Genomic DNA, 16,947 nt, shown 5'->3' on the forward strand with positions numbered 1-16,947 from the left:
CGCCCCTCAGCGCTTGCCGGCGAGCTGACGCCCCACGATCTCGCGCATGATCTCGTTCGTGCCGCCGTAGATGCGGTGCACGCGCGCGTCGAGGAACGCCCGGGCGATCGGGTACTCGGTGATGTAGCCGTACCCGCCGTGCAGCTGCACGCAGGCGTCGAGCACGTCCCACTCGCGCTCGGTCGCCCAGAACTTCACCTTCGCGGCCTCTTCGGCGCTGAGCTTGCCGTCGCGGTACGCCAGCAGGGCACGGTCGATGTAGGCCCACAGCGCGTCGACGGTGGTGGCGACATCCGCCATCTGGAAGCGGGAGTTCTGGAAGTCGATGATCCGCTGCCCGAACGCCTCGCGGCTGCGGGTGTAGTCGAGGGTCCAGTCCAGCGCCGCCTGCGCGGCCGCCGCCCCTGCGACGCCGATCGACAGGCGCTCGAGCGGCAGGTTCATCATCAGCTGGATGAAGCCCTGCCCCTCCTTGCCGCTGATGAGGTTCTCCTCGGGCACGAACACATCGGTGAACGACAGCTCGGCGGTGTCGTGGCCGTGGAAGCCCATCTTCTGCAGCTTCTTGCCGTGGTCGAAGCCCTCCGACGAGGTCTCGATCAGCAGCAGGCTGAACGCCTCGGGGCGATTGCCCTCCCCCGTCTTGACGAAGGTGACCACCACGTCGGCGCTCGCACCGCTCGAGATGAACGTCTTCGCCCCGTTGACGACGTACCCGCCGTCGACCTTCTTCGCGGTGGTGGAGATGCCGCGCAGGTCGCTGCCGGCGCCCGGCTCGCTCATCGCGAGCGCGCCGATGATCTCGCCCGTGGCCATGCCCGGCAGCCACTTCTGCTTCTGCGCGTCGGTGCCCATGTGCACGAGGTACGGCACGGCGAGGTCGTCCTGGATGCCCAGAGCCCCCGCCAGCGACCCGGCACCGGCAGCGATGACCTCTTCGTTGACGATCGCGCGGAAACGGTAGTCCTGCAGCATCCCGGCGCCGCCGTACTCCTCGGGGACCGAGAGTCCCATCACGCCGGCGTCGCCCGCGGCGCGCAGCGTCTCGCGATCGATCTGCCCGTCGGCATCCCACTTCTCCCGCTTGTCGTTCGTGACGTAGCGCTTGCAGAACTCCTTGACGACGTCGCGGAACGCCTCGTGGTCCTCGTCGTAGATGTCGCGCTCCATGAGCGGGCCTCCCATTCTCGTCTTCGAGTGCGGGTCACGCCGACCCTCAGTGTCACGAGCAAGGGTACTCAGTTTCATGGCAGAGCGGATGCCGCGGTCCGGCCGACGACGGACGAGTGCCCCGCGTCCAGGCCGCGGGGCACTCGGGCGGTGAAGGTCAGCGGATCAGAGCCTGCCCCCCGGGCTGGCATCGACGACGTCGACGCTGCTCTTCTTCGCCGCACGGACGGCGACGAGACCGAACCCGACCTTGTTGAGCACGTCGGCGATGACGTAGATCACCGCGGCGATGCTGATCGCGACGGCGGCGTCACCCCCGCCGAGCTCGATGAACTCCTGGATGGCGGTGCCGAGCGGGTAGATCGACCACCCGATGACCACGAACAGCCGCATCACCTGCACGGCGCCGCGCACGTGGGCCGGAGCGCCCGCGGGAACCTTGACGGTGAAGATCAGGTACACGATGTACAGCCACGCCAGCACCGAGATGATGAAGAAGATCCAGTTCGGCGCCGATCCGGGAACGCCGATCTCGCCGAGGTAGCCGAACACGATCATGATGATGTCGGCGACGATGAGCTGCGCCACGAAACCGCGACGCACCGCGCCGGCGATCGCGAGGATGAGGCCGAACTCCACCAGCAGGAGCGGGGTGGTGATGAGCCAGTCGATGTAGCGGAGCGGCAGGGTCGCATCGACCTCCGCCGCCGTGATGTCGCCGCCAGGGAACTGCACGACGTCCTTCATCACGTAGTAGAGGATCGCGGCGACGAGGGTGATGACCGCGGCGTAGCTCGCCACGGATCTGTACTCGGGTTTGAGGTCGTTCCGCTCCATGAAGAACCAGAACGTGCCGGCCGCCATGGCGACGAAACCGAGCATGAAGAACGACTGCACGATGGAGAAATCCATGACCACTCCCTGAGACAACGGCGGCGGGGAAGCCGAAGGGCTCAACGTCGGTGTCAGCCGGTGCTGAGAGGCGTCGGGGTGGCGCCTGTGATCAGGCTAGAACCGCGATTTGACATCGGGGCCGAACCGTAGTAGAGGTCTCTCGATCGCGAGGAATCGCGTGCTAACCGTAGGTGGGAGCGGCCGGCAGGCCGAAGAACTCCTCTAAAGTGGTGAAGTTGCCTTCGTGCATCGCTCGCGCGATGTCGGGGCCGACATAGCGAAGGTGCCAGGGCTCGGGCGCGTAACCCGTGACATCCGTCCGCCCCTCCTGATACCGGACGATCCAGCCGAACTCCCACGCGTGCTGGGCGACCCAGGCCCCCTGCGGCGTGGCGGCGAGGTCGTCGAGGGTGCCGCAGGCCCCATCCGCACACGGCACGACGTCGGCGGCGAGACCCGACTGGTGCTCGCTGTGACCGGGCCGGGCGCTGACGAGGTCGGCACCCTCCACACCGCGATCGGCGACCTGCACGCCGTACGAGGTCTGCTGCGTGGTGTACGACCGGAAGGCGCTCTGCAGCCCGATCTCGCCCACGCCGGCGGCAGCCGCCGCCGACACCATCGCCGTGAGCGCCGCGGCCGCGTCGGGGGCCAAGGCTCCTTCACCGAGGTTGCGCACCCCCTCGGGGAAGACGACCGAGCCGGGGGCCCAATCGATCGGGGCGAACGGACGGATCTTGTTGACCACCACCCAGCTGAGGTTCGGGTCGTCGAGGCGCAGGCATGGCGCGGTGCCGGCGACGACTGCATCTCGGAATGGCCCGATGCCGCCGACAGCGGAGATCACCGCAGCCTCGTCCTGCACGGCGAGCGCGGAGGTCACCGCGGGGTCGGCGCACAGATCCTGTCCGGCGACCTGCTGCTCGACGACAGGGAGGTCGGTGGCCGGCACCGGCGCGAGAGGCGGCGGGGTGGGTGCCGCGGTCGCCGGGGCGATGAACGCACTGAGCGGGGCGGGAGGTGCGGATGCCTCGGGCTCGGCGGCCGCAGGGGGCGGGGCGTCAGGAGCAAGGCCGGCGACCGCAGCGGTGACGCTGGCGCTCGAGCCGAACACGAACGCCGCCACGAGAGCCGTCGTCACGGGCACCGACGGCCAGCGACGGTGGCGCTTTCGCGCGTGTCGCGCCAGGGGGACCCCCGGGCCGCCGAGCGAGGACCCCCGCCGCGCCGGCGCTGCCTCGTCGCCCGCCGTGCGCGCAGCATCATGCGCCCGGGCGCGCTCTCTGGCTTCGCGACGGGTGAGGGGAGGGGTGTGAGGAGGGGGCGCCTGCACCCCCTCATTCTTCCCGCATGTGCGCCCGGTGGCCAGCCCGGCCGGGTCGTCTTCGATTATCGGTCGGTGGGATCTTGACAGAGTTTCGAAGACGTGTTCCCCTGGAAGCATGCGATGGCAGGGGCAGCAGTTGGGCGTGGCGGATGCCGCGGCGCTGCCAGGTCTCGAATACCTCAACGGTCTGGTGCGGTCGGTGACCACGCCCGAATTCGCGGGGATCACCTTCCACGAGGTCATGGCGAAGTCGGCGCTCAACCGCGTTCCGGGGTCGTCGGCGATGCCCTTCGACTGGACGATCAACCCCTACCGCGGCTGCTCCCACGCGTGCTCCTACTGCTTCGCGCGGGGAACCCACGAGTACCTCGAGCTCGACGCGGGGAAGGACTTCGACTCGCAGATCGTCGTCAAGATCAACGCCGTGGAGGTGCTGCGGCGGGAGCTGGCGAGGTCAACCTGGCTGCGCGACCCGGTGCAGCTCGGCACGAACACCGACCCGTACCAGCGGGCCGAGGGCCGCTATCGGTTGATGCCGGGGATCATCGACGCTCTCAGTGCGTCGGGGACGCCGTTCTCGATCCTGACGAAGGGCACGCTGCTCCGACGTGATCTGCCGTTACTGGCCGACGCCGCGGCATCCGTCCCGATCACCATCGCGATGTCGATCGCCGTCTTCGACGACGCCCTGCAGGCTGCTCTCGAGCCGGGGACGCCGAGCGCTGCAGCGCGGCTCGACACCGTTCGGGCGGCGGTGGACGCCGGATTCGCGGTGACGGTGTTCCTCATGCCGATCCTGCCCCACCTGACCGACTCGGTGGCGGCGATCGACGACGCTCTGCGTCGGATCCGCGACGCCGGAGCATCGCGGGTCGTCTACGGCGCCCTGCACCTCCGCCCGGGAGCGAAGGAGTGGTTCCTGCAGTGGCTGGCGCGCGAGCGCCCGGAGCTGGTGTCGTCGTACCGGGGGCTGTACCCGGGGGTCTCGGCGACCGCGCCGAAGGCCTACCGCACGTGGCTCGCGCGCCGGGTGCGCCCGCTGCTGCGGGCCTATCGTCTGGAGGGCGGCGCGGAGGACGACGCGCACCCGCGCGCCACACGGTACGCGGGGCTGGCGGGCGGCCCGGGCGCGGGGGGCGCCCCGCTCTCGCATGAGGCCGCCGACCGCGCGCGGCTGGCCGCCACGGTGATGACGACCTCGCGCGGCCGACGTGCCGCCTCCGCGCCGCCGGCGCAGCCGTCCCTCTTCTGAGCGCTCGAGCTGTACGCAGCGCCGCGCGTCAGGTCACCGGGATGCCGCGAATGCGACGTCGGGCCGCCGCAGGCGACCAGTCGCGCCACCCTGGTCGCACCGCCGCTCGCGCCGAACCACCCGAAAGGCGACGAGCCACCCCGGAATGCAGGGTGGCTCGTCGTGAAGGGGGTCGGTTCGACGCTCCGCGGGGCCGGACGAGGTTTCGCCGGCGCAGCGGCCGTCAGGAGGTGAGGTCGGCGACCGTCGGACGACCGGCGAGGGCCTCGACGACCTCGTCACCGGGACGCGCGTCTTCGAAGGGCGCCTCGATCTCAGCGCGACTGAGCAGCTCCGTCATGCGACGACGACGCTGACGCGTGACCAGGGTCACGACGGTGCCGGCACGGCCCGCGCGGCCCGTGCGGCCCGAGCGGTGCAGGTACGTCTTGTACTCGTCGGGCGCGTCGGCCTGGACCACGAGATCGATGTCGTCGACGTGGATGCCGCGCGCGGCGACATCGGTGGCGACGAGCACCCGGACCCGGCCCGAGGTCAGTCGCTCGAGGTTGCGCGTGCGCTTGCCCTGGTTCAGGTCGCCGTGCAGCGCCAGTGCCGGAATCCCCGCGTCGTCGAGCTGCTCGGCGAGCATCTCGGCGTAGGCGCGGGTGCGGGCGAAGACGAGAGTCTTGCCGTCGCGGTCGGCGAGGGCGGTGACGATCTCGGCCTTGTCGCGGTGGTCGATCACGAGCACGCGGTGCTCGATGGTGCTGGAGTCTTGGTCTTCGCCGGCGACCTCGTAGACAGCCGGCTCGACGAGGAACTCCTCGACGAGGGCGGCGACCTCACGGTCGAGGGTGGCGGAGAAGAGGAGCTTCTGCGACCCTTCGGCGGTCCGGCGGAGGATCCGCTGCACCGGCTCGAGGAAGCCCAGCTCGCACATGTGGTCGGCCTCGTCGAGGACGGCGATCTTCACCTGCGAGAGGTCGAGCTTGCCCTGCTCCACGAGGTCCTCGATACGTCCAGGGGTGCCGACGATGATGTCGACGCCCTTGCGCAGGGCTCCCACCTGTCGAGCCTGGGGCACGCCGCCGTAGATCTGGGTGGTGAAGAGGCCGACGCTGCGCGCCAGGGCCTGCACCGTGCGGTCGATCTGAAGGGCGAGCTCGCGGGTCGGCGCGAGGATCAGCGCCTGGGGAGCGCGGCCCTGCTGGCGACGCTGTCCGGCCTGCGCGCGCAGGATCGCCTCGACGAGCGGGGCGCCGAAGGCGATGGTCTTACCCGAACCGGTGCGACCGCGCGCGAGCACGTCGCGTCCCTCGATGATCGGGGGGATGGTCGCCGCCTGGATCGGGAACGGCGTCGACGCGCCGAGCTCTTCCAGACGGGTCACGAGGTTCTCGCCGAGACCGAGGTCGCCGAAGCCGACGTTCTCGACCTCGTGCGCCTCGACGGCTTCGGCCTGCAGGCGCTCGTGGACGACATCGAGCTGGGCCTCGGCGTGCGCCGAGCGCACGGGGCGGTCGTCGGTCCGACGCGCGGGGCCGTCGTCGAAGCGACGCGCGGGGCGGTCGTCGAAGCGACGCGCGGGGCGGTCCTCCGTGCGACGCGCGGGACGGTCGTCGAAGCGACGCGCGGGACGGTCCTCGTCGTAGCGGCGGGCCGGGCGGTCGTCGAATCCGCGCGCCGGACGGTCGTCGAAGCGGCGCTGGGGGCGGTCGTCGGTGCGGCGCTGGGGGCGGTCGTCATAGCGACGCGCCGGACGGTCGTCGCCGGAGCGCGCCGGGCGGTCGTCGAAACGGCGCTGCGGACGGTCGTCGACGCGACGGGAAGGACGGTCGTCGTCTCGGCGGGGAGCCCGATCCTCGAAGCGACGCTGCGGACGGTCATCCTCGAACCGGCGCTGCGGACGGTCGCCACCCTCGTAGCGACGGGCCGGACGGTCGTCGGTGCGACGGGCCGGACGGTCGCCACCTTCGTAGCGGCGGGCGGGACGGTCGTCACCCTGGCGGGCATACGAGCCGCGGTCGCCGCGCGCCTGCGAACGGATCGCGCGGGCCTCGTCGCGGCCGGCCTTCTCCTGCGCGCTCCAGCGGCGCTTCGGCTCGCTCGCTTCGCGGGCCACCCACTCGCGTGAGGCGCCGGGTCGGCTGTCAGTCGCACCGTCGTTCGCGCGGTAGCCGCGGTGTCCGGGGCTGCGGCTTCCGGCCTTCGCGCCGGAGCCGCCGGAGCCCGCACCGTCGGCGGGGCGCCGCTTGCGGTCCTGGTAGCTCGAGCCCGCGGCGTAGCGCGGGTCGTAATTGCGTGCCGGGCGTCCGCCGGCAGGCTTCTTGTTCTTCGGGCTCATGATGAGGTCCTTCGTGCTGGCACGAGAACAGCGCTCGAGAACACGCTCGAGCAACCCGGGCAATCGCCGGCCGGGGGCCATTCCTGTGGTGTGAAGCGCCGGCTCGCAATGGCAGAGGGCGCGGGAATCGGCCGTGAGAACTCACAGAAGCCGTCACAACTTGGCGGTGTCCTCAGCCCGACGCTCCCCAGCCTACCGTCCCAGCCTGTGAGAGCCCCGATCGGCGGCGTGTCCGCTTGTCATGTGCACGCGCTACCATTCACACCAACGGGCTGGAACCGCTTGGCCCGGGGGATCCTCCTTTCCTTACTCGCGTCGACCTCCCGGAGGAGCGGTTGGGCACAACCGACCATCGGTACGCCGTCGTCGCCCGACCGATCGTGAGCAGCATGACCACCGCGACCCTTCCGGCCACGGCTCCCTTCTCCTCTGCGCTCGCGGCCGCGCTCCCGGCATCCCCCGTCGCCCTCCCGCGCGTCCACCGCCTCGGCACCATCGCGATCTCGTCCCTTCCGGTCGGCGTGCTCCTGGCGATCCTCACGACCACCGACCCCGACTGGTGGCACCTCCACTTCTCCCAGCTCGGAACGTTCAGCACGATGTCCAGCAAGCTGTTCAACTCCACCGTGCTCTTCTCCGGCTTCTTCCTCGCCGCGTACGGCGTGCTCCTGGCCGTCGCCCTCCCGCAGGGGGTGGGTCGCCGCACCCGTCGGATCTTCCGCGGATCCGTCGTGTCGGCAGGGTTGCACCTCACCGTCGTCGGGATGATCCCGATCCCCGTCAGCGTCGTCCTTCACGACCTGGCCGCGTCAGGCCTCGGGCTGTCGTTCCTCACGATGGTCGCGTCGAGCCTCGGCATCCGCGGACGCCACCACGCCTTCCGCCGGTTCACCCTCTTCTGCGTCGCGACCCTCGCGATCGGCATGGTGATCCTCACCGCCGGGTTCATCACGCTCGCCCTGTTCGAGATTGTGGCGTTCTCGCTGATGCTCGTGTGGCTCGGTGTGCTTCCGCGCGCGCTCGCCTATCGCGCGCCCGTCGGCGCCCACGGCGACGCCTTGACGAAGACCACCCCGATGACGGATGCCGCGACCGCACCTCGCGCCGAGATCACCGCGATCGGTTCGACGTGCGTCCCGACGCCGTCGACGGCCCGCCGTGTCGGCCGACCGTCGACGGTCACCGCGCGTCGCTCGCCTCGTCGTCGGATTCCCCGTCGTGCGGCACGCCTTCGGGCGATGCGCCTTCCGGCTATGCACCTTCTGACGTCGGCTCCACCTCGGCGTCCTCAGCAGCCGGCTCGCCTCGGTCCGGTTCAGGTCCGTCAGCACCGGAATCGCCGTCGGCTGACCCACCCGTAGGCGTCGACTCCTCGAGCGGCTCTTCCGGGGGCATCGGCGTCTCGATGTCGGGGTCCTGCTCGATCATCGGCAGATCGTCGGGCACCGTGGTCTCTTCCCGCACGACGTCGCCCTCGGTGGCATCCTCCTCATCGGTCGACGGTGTCTCGACATCGGGAGCTTCCTCGATGAGAGGCACGGCCACGGCGATCGCGCCGGTCGCGACGCCCGCCTGCTGACGCAGCTGGCGGCGGGTGAGGCCCGTCGAACCGACGGCGAGTGCACCCTCGGCCGGAGCGAGTGCACCCTCGGCCGGAGCGAGTGCACCCTCGCCGTCGCGGAGGCGACGACGGGCTTCGCGGCGCTCCTTCGCTCCCTCGATGAGGTTGTAGAGCGTCGGAAGGACGAGGAGCGTCAGCACCGTCGACGAGATCAGTCCGCCGATCACCACCACCGCGAGCGGCTGCGAGATGAACCCGCCGCTGCCGGTGATGCCGAGAGCCATCGGGGTGAGGGCGAAGATGGTCGCAAGGGCGGTCATGAGGATCGGACGGAGCCTGCGCGACCCGCCCGCGATCGTGGCGTCGTGCGACGACAGCCCCTTCTCGCGGTACTGGTTCACCAGGTCGATGAGCACGATGGCGTTCGTCACCACGATGCCGATGAGCATCAGCACGCCGATGAGGGACGGCACACCCAGCGGGATGCCGGTCACGACGAGCAGCAGGATGGCGCCGGTCGCGGCGAACGGCACGGAGATCAGCAGCTCCAGCGGCTGACGCAGCGACTTGAAGGTCGCGACCATGACGATGTACACGATGAGGATCGCGGCGAGGAGCGCCAGGCCCAGCTGGGTGAAGGCGTCCTGCTGCTCGGAGACGACGCCGCCGATCTCGGCGTCGGCCCCGGTGGGCAGATCGACCTCGGCGAGCGCCTCGGCCACGGTCGCCGAGGCGACGTTGAGGTCATCGGTCGAAGGGGTCACGGTGACCGTCGCGGTGCGCTGTCCCCCCTCGGTCGTGATCGACGCGGGGCCCGCCGACTCCTCGACGGTGGCGATCTGCTCGAGCGGGATCGGCCCGGTGGCGGCGGGCACCTGCAGCTGCCGGAGCTCGTCGATGGTGAGCGGGGTGTCTGAGGCGGTCAGGTAGACCGTGAGCGACGTCCCGTCGATCTCGACGGTGCCCACCGACTGCGGCTGCATGGCGGCCGACACGATGCCCCCGACGGCGACCTCCGAGAGGCCGAGGGCCGCAGCAGCGTCGCGGTCGACCGTGACGGCGATGAAGGGCAGCGACGAGGAGAGGTTGTTCGAGACCTGACCGATCCCCTCCTGGCCGTCGAGCCCCGCGACCACGGCGTCGGTCGCCTCCTGCAGGGTCGGCGAATCGGGCGCGGTGACATCAATCTCGATGTCGGTCGAGCCGAAACCGCCCTGCGCGGCCGAGACGGTGATCTCGCCGGCATCGTCGAGCTCCGACACCCGCTCCTGCACCTCTTCGCGCAGGGCGACCTGGTCGACGTCGTCAGCGGTGGTGATCGAGTAGGTGATGCCGGTGCCACCGCCGGCGAAAGCGTCCTGCAGCGGTGATCCGCTCGAGCCGATCGAGACCTGCACGGTCTGGATGCCGTCGATGTCGGTGAGGATCGCCTCGACCTCCTCGGCCGCGGCGCTCTCGGCCTCGAGGCTCGGGGCGGGCCCGATGCTCTGGGTCATCGTGAAGGTGTTCTGCCCCGAATCGCCGAGGAAGTTCGTCTTCATGAACGGGATGGCCGCAACCGTGCCGCCGAGCACCAGCACGGCGACGAGAAGGGTCGCCCACGAGTGACGGAGCGTCCAGCGCAGGACCGGCAGGTAGGCCTTCTGCAGTCGGCTCGGGGGTGCCGCCGGGTCTTCGGGGTCGATCGCGCGGCCGTCCTCGTCGAGGATCGGCTTACCCGGCCGCAGGAACCAGTACGCCAGCACCGGCACGATGGTGAGGGCCACGAACAGCGAAGCCAGCAGCGCGATGGTGGTCGTCAGGGCGAACGGGCGGAAGAGCTCGCCGGTGACATCGCCGACGAAGGCGATGGGCAGGAACACCGCCACGGTCGTGATCGTCGACGCGGTGATCGCCGTCGAGACCTCGCGGACGCCGAGGAGGATCGCGGCCTTCTTGTCGGCGTCGCCGACGTAGTGCCGCTTGATGTTCTCGATCACGACGATCGAGTCGTCGACGACACGGCCGATCGCGATCGTGAGCGCGCCGAGGGTCAGGATGTTCAGCGAATAGCCGAACCCCTGCAGGCCGATGAAGGTGAGGAGGACGCTCGTGGGGATCGAGATCGCCGTGACGATCGTCGCGCGGACCGACAGCAGGAAGACCAGGATGACGAGGACGGCGAAGACGAGGCCGAGGGTGCCCTCCACGGCGAGGGTCTCGATCGATTTCTGGATGTAGGGCGCCTGATCGAAGACGACGGTGAACTCCGCGCCGCCGATGGCGTCTTCGAGGTCGGGGAGGGCGGCGAGCACGCCCTGCGACACCTCCACGGTGTTGGCTGCCGGCAGCTTCGTGACGGCGATCGTGAGCGCCGGCTCACCGTCCACCCGCGAGATGCTCGTCACCGGGTCCTCGGCCTGCTCCACGGTGGCGACGTCGCCGATCGTGACCGTCTCCGCGCCGAACTGCGCGGCGTCGGTCGGCACGAGCGGGAGTGCGGCGATGTCGTCGACGGAGCCGAGCTTCACACCGGTCTGCACCGTGAGGGTCTCGTCGTTCTCGGTGATCTCACCGCCCGGGAAGAGCACGCCGTTCTGGTCGAGCGCGTCGCGGATCGCCTGCTGGCTGAAGCCCGCGGCGGCGAGCGCGGCCTGGTCGGGTGTGATGCTGATGCGCTGGCCGGTGCCGCCGACGATCTGGGCGGTGTTGACGCCCTCGACGTCTTCGAGGTCGGGAACCACACTCGCCTCGAGCTGCGACTGGATGGTCTCCTCGTCGTCGTACCCGGTGACGGCGAGCTGGATGACGGGGAAGTCGTCGATGCTGGCGCTGAGCACGTTCGGGTCGAGGCCGTCGGGGAGCTGGCTCTCGATGCGGTTGATCGCCTGGTTGATCTTCTGTTCGGCGGTGGCGAGGTCGGTGCCGTAGGTGAAGGACGCCTGCACCACCGAGGCATTGGTGGTGCTCGTCGCGGTGGTGGACTCCAAGCCCGGCACCGCCTGGATCGCCGTCTCGATCGGGGTCGACACATCGGTGTTGACCACCTCGGGCGACGCGCCGGGGTACGTCGAGACGATGATCAGCGTCGGGAACTCGATCGAGGGGATGAGCTCCTGCTTGAGGCTGTTCAACGCGATGCCACCGAACAGCGCCGCCACGATGGTGATGAGGGCGATGAGCGCGCGGTTCTTCAGGCTCAGGACGGCGAGGTTCGACATGAGCTGCTTTCTGCAGGGACACCGGATGCCGCGACCCGGCGCTCCATGCTGTGCTGCTGCTGTGGCGGAGCCGCCGGCGCGTCGATACGGGAGTGTATCGGCCGCCTCAGTATCTCATCCGCGTGGTGACGTCAGGCTGTGAGGACCGCGCCGAGGAGAAGACCCAGGCCCGCCGCGGCGACACCGGCGAGCAGCGTGCCGACCACGTTGCCGAGGGCGAGCCGCCACCGGCCCCGCTCCGCGAACAGCACCGTCTCGACGGACACGGTGCTGAAGGTCGTGTACGCCCCGAGGAAGCCGACCCCGACCACCGTGACCAGGGTGTCGCCGAGCGCCAGCGCAGATCCCGTGAGGAGGCCGAGGAGGAAGGATCCGGTGACGTTGACCAGGAGGATGCCGAGCGGGAATGCCCGCAGCCACGCGCGCTGCACGAGGGTGTCGATGACATAGCGGGCGCCTGCTCCGAGGGCACCGGCGACGAGGAGCATCAGGAAGGCGAGCGGATCGACGGCGCTCACGGCGTGCCCCGCGACGGGTTCACTCGGCCTCCCGCGGGGCATCGGAACCCGGCCGTGCGCCGGTGAGCCGACGACCGATGGCGAGTCCGCCGAGTGCGGCGAGGAGGCCGAGCAGCAGCGAGGCCAGCGCGAGCAGAAGCGCCGCCGCCGCGGCATCCACGGTCGGAGGCACGGTCAGCTGCACCGTCTGGACGGCGAACGTGCTGTACGTGGTGAATCCGCCCAGCACACCGGTGCCGGCGAAGGCCCGCAGCCGCGGCCGGCGATCACCGAGGATCGCGACGACGATGCCGAGCATCAAGGATCCGACGACGTTCTCGACAAGGGTGATCGCGACGACCTCGGTGCGACCGCCGCCGGCGGCAGGCAGGAGCAGCAGCGCCCGCAGTCCCGCACCGACCGCCCCGCCGGCCATGACGGCGAGGAGCACATCGGGGCGGATGCGCGGTCGGACGGGCACTCGGCCACAGTACTCGCCGCCCACCGGCGGCGCGGGGCGAGGGCGGCCGGTGTCAGCGACCGGTGAGCAGCTGGCGGATCGCCGACTCGGGCGAGATCGTCAGGTCGAGCAGCCGCCCGCGGTCATAGCGGGCGAACACCTTCGGGTCGATATAACTGCTGCGCGCGACCGCAGGGGTGTTGCCGAGGGCCTCGGCGGTGGCGCGCACGGCGAGCTTCTCGGCGCGCTTGCGGTCGCGCGCCGTGTCGACGGTGCCGATGCGGGCGAGGGCCTCGGCCGCCATGATCGTGCCGCGCAGGGTGCGGAAGTCCTTGGCGGTGAAGCGGCCACCCGTCAGAGCTCGGACGTGGTTGTTCACATCGGCGGGGGTCACCGGCACCCGCCGACGGCCACGCTGATACGACAGCAGCGCAGAGCGCGGGCGGCCGGCACTGAGCTCTTCGATGACCGCGGCGAGCTCGTCGTCCTCGATGCGGATGAGTGCGCGCTGCCCGCTCTTGGCGGGGAACGACAGCGTGATGACGGAGTCCTCCACCGACGCGTCGCGGCGCTGGAGCGTCGTGAGTCCGCGGCTGCCATGACGCTCGAGATAGCGAGCCGAGCCGATCCGCGGCGCGCCTTCGTCGAGCAGGCGGAAAGAGACCGCCAGCACCTTCTCGCGGCTGAGATCGTCGCGCCGCAGGGCCGTGGTCGCCTTCGCCCTCGCACGCGGGAGTGCCTCGGCGAGGGTCAGGGCGCGTGCGAACTTGCCCCGGTCGCGGCGCTCCCGCCACTTCGGGTGGTACAGGTACTGGCGCCTCCCGGCCTCGTCGACCCCCACCGCCTGGATGTGGCCCATCGGCTCGCTGGAGATCCAGACGTCCTGCCAGGCGGGCGGGATCACCAGCTGGTGGATGCGCTCGCGATCCTCCTCGGGGGCGGATGACCCGTGGACGTCGACGTAGCGGAAGCTCGATCCCGAGCGCACGCGGCGGTAGCCGGGATCGTCACCGGGACGCACCCGCACCAGTCGCGCCATACGTCGCCCCTCCGCGGTCGCGCTCAATGATCGCGGAGCATCGAGATGAGCTCCGCCTTCTTCTTGTTCGAGTATCCCGACAGCCCGAGCTCCTTTGCACGATCGCGGAGCTCGGCGACCGTCCAGTCTTCGTAGTTGCCGGATTCACCGCCCCGGCGGCCGACGGTCTTGCGGCCGTCTCGAGCGGCGGCGTTGGAGATGCGTGCGGCCTTCTCCTTCGACGCTCCGTCCTTGCGGAGCTCTTCGTAGAGCTCGGGGTCCTTCAGGCTCGACGAGCCACGTCCCTGGGGCATGATGCCTCCTTCCGCGCGGTCGCAGCGACCACACCGCCGACGTTAGGACCATGGCTGCGGGTGCACAGCGGCTTGACAATCCCCCTCCCCAGGGAATAGCCGTCAGCCTGCGGCTACACCGCACGGGGGACGACGTCAACCCCCTGCTGACGGAGCCCGCGGGATGCGAACCTGTGAAAGTGCCGAGTGGCACGCGGCGCACCCGACACTGGTCGCCGAATACGGACAAGGAGAGCCCCATGAACCTCGCCCTGATCATCATCATCGTGGTTGCGATCGTGCTTGCCATTGTCGGCGGCCTGAACTCCGCCCTGCAGTGGCTGCTGTGGGTGGCGCTCATCGTCGGCGTCATCGCCCTGATCGCCTTCCTGTTCCGCGTCATCACCGGCAGCCGCCGGACCTGACGTCCCGCACCCGCGCGCGACGGACAGAGCGCGGGAACGACGAAAAGGATGCCGCAGGCCTCGAGCCTGCGGCATCCTTCTCTTTTCCGTTCGGGTCTCTCACCCCAGGGCGTCCACGTGGTGCCGCAGCGCCGCGCGCACGAACTGCGCGCCTGCTGTCCCGCCGTAGTTCGCCGCGAAGCGCGGGTCGTCGACGTACATGTCGGCCAAGCCCCGCACGTACTGTGCGAGCTCGCGGGCAGATCCTTGACCGGGAGTCCCCGGGATGCTGCGCAGCCACGCCACGTGGCGGGCGGCGAGCGCCTGCGCCTCGTCGCTCTCCGGGTCGATGCCGGCTTCGGCGGCGGCGATCCAGTCGCGGCCGAGGTCCGCGGCACCGGCCTTCCAGTCGGCGCGCTCACCGTCGCTCATCCCGCGCCACCAGCGGTCGCTCCGCTCGTACGCGTCGGCGCCCCAGCGCTGTTCGACCTCTTCCCGGTACTGGGTGTGGTCGAACCCGTCGAACATGTTCTCTGCCATCAGTTCTTCACCTCCTCTCAATGCGTGGATGGTCGCCTTCACCGACGCGATCTGACGCGCCAGACGGCTCTGCTCATCACGGAGCCAGGCCAGATGCCTCTCGAGGGCGTCCACCTCGGTCGTGTCTCGATCGAGCAGATCGCGGATCTGCTCGAGCCCGAGCCCGAGTTCTCGAAGCAGCAGGATCCGCTGGAGACGAACCAGCGCCGACCCGTCGTAGTACCGGTAGCCGTTGCCGCCGATACGCGTCGGAGCGAGCAATCCGATGTCGTCGTAGTGCCGCAGCGTGCGGCTCGTCGTCCCTGCGGCCCGCGAGATCTGCTGAATCGACCACTCCATGGCTCAACCTCCTTCGAAAACGACCGTAGAGGTTGACGTTGCGTCAAAGTCAAGACGCATTTCCGAAGCAAGGGACGTTGGTCCTGGTGCGAACGCGATATATCGTGTTAGCCTCAGGACGAACGAGATATATCGCGTCTCGCAGTTTGGAGGAGTCATGAGTCTGGAGAAGTGGATCATCCACCCGGGAGAAACCCGCGTCATCGACCTCGAGCACGTCGCCGCTCTGAAGATCGGGCTCGTCGGCGGCCAGATCGACGTCGTCGCCCACGACGAGCCCGGCGCCCGTATCGAGGTGCATTCGGTCACGGTCAAGGACCTCCGTATCGAGGTGACCGGTGACGGCGCAGAGGGCAGCACCGTCGAGATCGACCACCCGCAGCTGCGCTGGGACAACTTCCTGGAGGTGTTCCGCAACTTCGGCGCGGGCGGCCCGCGTGCGGAGATCAGCGTCGCCGTCCCCCGCTCGGTCGCGCTCAACCTCGGCGTCGTCAGCGCGAGCGCGCTGGTCACGGGGCTGCGCAACGACGCCCGCGTCAACACCGTCTCGGGCGACATCATCGTCGACGGCCACACCGGCAACCTCACGGCCAACGCCGTCTCGGGCGACGTGCAGGTGCGCGAGCTCGTCGGCGGGCTCGTGGCCAACAGCGTCTCGGGCGATGTGACCGCCACCGGCGAGCTGCGCAAGGCCACGATCGACACCGCCTCGGGCGCCATGCTGGTCGACTCGACCGGCGCCCTGCAGAGCGTGAACCTCAACACCGTCAGCGGAGATGCGACCGTCCGCCTCGACGAGGCGCTGCCGGCCAACTACGTCGTGCGCAGCGTCAGCGGCCGGATCCAGATCGACGGCGTCGTGCGCTCGGGCCGCGGTCCGACCGGCTACAGCGGGTCGACGGGTGAGCTCAGCGGCTCGTTCGTCGACGTGCGCGCGAACTCGGTCTCGGGAGACCTGACCGTGCTGCGCCGTGCACCGCGGGTCGCCCCCGCCGACGTTCCCACCGCTCAGGTGGAGGGCGCCGACGACCGCCGCGGGGAGGACTGGTCATGACGCCGGTGTTCTCACATGGCGACCTGCGCCTGTACCTGCTGAACCTCCTCGACGAGGGGCCGCGCCACGGCTACGACGTGATGCAGGCCCTCGCCGATCGCACGGGCGGCACGTACACCCCGAGCGCGGGGACCATCTATCCGCGGCTGGCCAAGCTCGAGGAGGAGGGCCTTGTGACCAAGACCGTCGACGGCCGCAAGACCGTCTACGAGATCACCGAGGCCGGTCGCGCCGAGGTGCGAGCCCGCGCAAGCGACCTCGAGGGCATCGAGGCGGGCCTCAGCGACTCGGTGCGACTGATCGCCGAGGGTGTGCGCGGCAGCGTGCGCGAGGCGATGAAGAGCCTTCGCGCCGACCTCGCCGCCGCACGCGTCGACGAACGCGCGAGCACCGAATCGGCGCGGACCATGACGGATGACCCGCGAGGACGCAATCGCGAACAGCTGAACCGTGCCGACGCGGCTCTCACCGAGTTCCGCGCCCGCATCCGGGGAGACCTGAGGACGCACGTCGCCCGGGGCGGCGAGCTGTCACCATCTGTCGTCGATCACCTCGCCGACGACCTCGATCGGATCTCCCGCGAGATCATCCGCGCCCTGCGCGGCTGACCTG

General features: G+C 70.0%; 15 protein-coding genes. 5 read left to right on the forward strand and 10 right to left on the reverse strand.

Annotated features, from left to right (window positions below; translation table 11 throughout):
• Window positions 1–6: 6 nt before the first annotated feature.
• The 3 genes from FBY40_RS01720 to FBY40_RS01730 all read right to left on the reverse strand — a co-directional run bounded on the left by FBY40_RS01720 (window position 7) and on the right by FBY40_RS01730 (window position 3,205).
• Window positions 7–1,170 carry an acyl-CoA dehydrogenase family protein gene (locus FBY40_RS01720; RefSeq protein ID WP_124292152.1) on the reverse strand — a complete coding sequence of 388 codons (1,164 nt, stop codon included), beginning with the start codon at window positions 1,168–1,170 and terminating at the stop codon, window positions 7–9.
• Between the two features lie 165 nt (window positions 1,171–1,335).
• Window positions 1,336–2,082 carry a bacteriorhodopsin gene (locus FBY40_RS01725; protein WP_141935929.1) on the reverse strand — a complete coding sequence of 249 codons (747 nt, stop codon included), beginning with the start codon at window positions 2,080–2,082 and terminating at the stop codon, window positions 1,336–1,338.
• A 163-nt stretch (window positions 2,083–2,245) separates the two neighbouring features.
• Window positions 2,246–3,205, reverse strand: coding sequence for a M15 family metallopeptidase (locus tag FBY40_RS01730; RefSeq protein ID WP_141935931.1), 960 nt, complete (start codon window positions 3,203–3,205; stop codon window positions 2,246–2,248).
• A 301-nt stretch (window positions 3,206–3,506) separates the two neighbouring features.
• On the opposite strand from FBY40_RS01730, the gene FBY40_RS01735 reads away from it, so the two are divergent.
• Entirely contained in the window at window positions 3,507–4,643 is a 1,137-nt protein-coding gene (locus tag FBY40_RS01735) for an Rv2578c family radical SAM protein (protein WP_141935933.1), read from the forward strand.
• A 223-nt stretch (window positions 4,644–4,866) separates the two neighbouring features.
• Here FBY40_RS01735 and FBY40_RS01740 read toward each other — a convergent pair whose 3' ends face one another.
• Window positions 4,867–6,969, reverse strand: a complete 2,103-nt coding sequence (locus FBY40_RS01740; protein WP_141935935.1) for a DEAD/DEAH box helicase — start codon at window positions 6,967–6,969, stop codon at window positions 4,867–4,869.
• Window positions 6,970–7,358: 389 nt separating this feature from the next.
• Between FBY40_RS01740 and FBY40_RS17250 the strand changes: the two genes are divergently transcribed.
• Entirely contained in the window at window positions 7,359–8,330 is a 972-nt protein-coding gene (locus FBY40_RS17250) for a DUF998 domain-containing protein (protein ID WP_160141328.1), read from the forward strand.
• Here FBY40_RS17250 and FBY40_RS01750 read toward each other — a convergent pair.
• The 5 genes from FBY40_RS01750 to FBY40_RS01770 form a co-directional block, all read right to left on the reverse strand.
• The gene (locus FBY40_RS01750; RefSeq protein ID WP_141935937.1) at window positions 8,221–11,730 is read right to left on the reverse strand and encodes an efflux RND transporter permease subunit; all 3,510 of its coding nucleotides are present in this window, start codon (window positions 11,728–11,730) and stop codon (window positions 8,221–8,223) included. The genes FBY40_RS17250 and FBY40_RS01750 overlap by 110 nt on opposite strands.
• Window positions 11,731–11,861: 131 nt before the next feature.
• A complete protein-coding gene (locus FBY40_RS01755) occupies window positions 11,862–12,248 on the reverse strand; it encodes a fluoride efflux transporter FluC (RefSeq protein WP_235014435.1) in 387 nt (128 codons plus the stop codon).
• A gap of 19 nt (window positions 12,249–12,267) precedes the next feature.
• The gene (locus FBY40_RS01760) at window positions 12,268–12,708 is read right to left on the reverse strand and encodes a fluoride efflux transporter FluC (RefSeq protein ID WP_235014437.1); all 441 of its coding nucleotides are present in this window, start codon (window positions 12,706–12,708) and stop codon (window positions 12,268–12,270) included.
• A gap of 52 nt (window positions 12,709–12,760) precedes the next feature.
• The gene (locus tag FBY40_RS01765) at window positions 12,761–13,726 is read right to left on the reverse strand and encodes a DNA topoisomerase IB (protein WP_141935942.1); all 966 of its coding nucleotides are present in this window, start codon (window positions 13,724–13,726) and stop codon (window positions 12,761–12,763) included.
• Window positions 13,727–13,749: 23 nt separating this feature from the next.
• Window positions 13,750–14,019 carry a DUF7218 family protein gene (locus tag FBY40_RS01770; RefSeq protein WP_124292145.1) on the reverse strand — a complete coding sequence of 90 codons (270 nt, stop codon included), beginning with the start codon at window positions 14,017–14,019 and terminating at the stop codon, window positions 13,750–13,752.
• Window positions 14,020–14,258: 239 nt separating this feature from the next.
• Between FBY40_RS01770 and FBY40_RS17405 the strand changes: the two genes are divergently transcribed.
• Window positions 14,259–14,423: a hypothetical protein gene (locus FBY40_RS17405; RefSeq protein WP_164478137.1), complete on the forward strand. Its 165-nt coding sequence runs from the start codon at window positions 14,259–14,261 to the stop codon at window positions 14,421–14,423.
• Between the two features lie 99 nt (window positions 14,424–14,522).
• Here the strand turns inward: FBY40_RS17405 and FBY40_RS01775 are convergent, their stop codons facing one another.
• Window positions 14,523–15,281, reverse strand: a complete 759-nt coding sequence (locus tag FBY40_RS01775; RefSeq protein WP_141935944.1) for a MerR family transcriptional regulator — start codon at window positions 15,279–15,281, stop codon at window positions 14,523–14,525.
• 157 nt (window positions 15,282–15,438) lie between these two features.
• Here FBY40_RS01775 and FBY40_RS01780 point away from each other — a divergent pair, with 157 nt between their 5' ends.
• Together FBY40_RS01780 and FBY40_RS01785 are read left to right on the forward strand one after the other, a co-directional pair.
• Window positions 15,439–16,335: a DUF4097 family beta strand repeat-containing protein gene (locus FBY40_RS01780; RefSeq protein WP_141935945.1), complete on the forward strand. Its 897-nt coding sequence runs from the start codon at window positions 15,439–15,441 to the stop codon at window positions 16,333–16,335.
• Window positions 16,332–16,943 (forward strand): PadR family transcriptional regulator, encoded by a 612-nt coding sequence (locus FBY40_RS01785; RefSeq protein ID WP_141935947.1) that lies wholly within the window; start codon window positions 16,332–16,334, stop codon window positions 16,941–16,943. The genes FBY40_RS01780 and FBY40_RS01785 overlap by 4 nt, the downstream gene beginning before the upstream one ends.
• Window positions 16,944–16,947: the final 4 nt, after the last annotated feature.

The organism is Microbacterium sp. SLBN-154 (assembly GCF_006715565.1).
GTDB lineage: Bacteria > Actinomycetota > Actinomycetes > Actinomycetales > Microbacteriaceae > Microbacterium.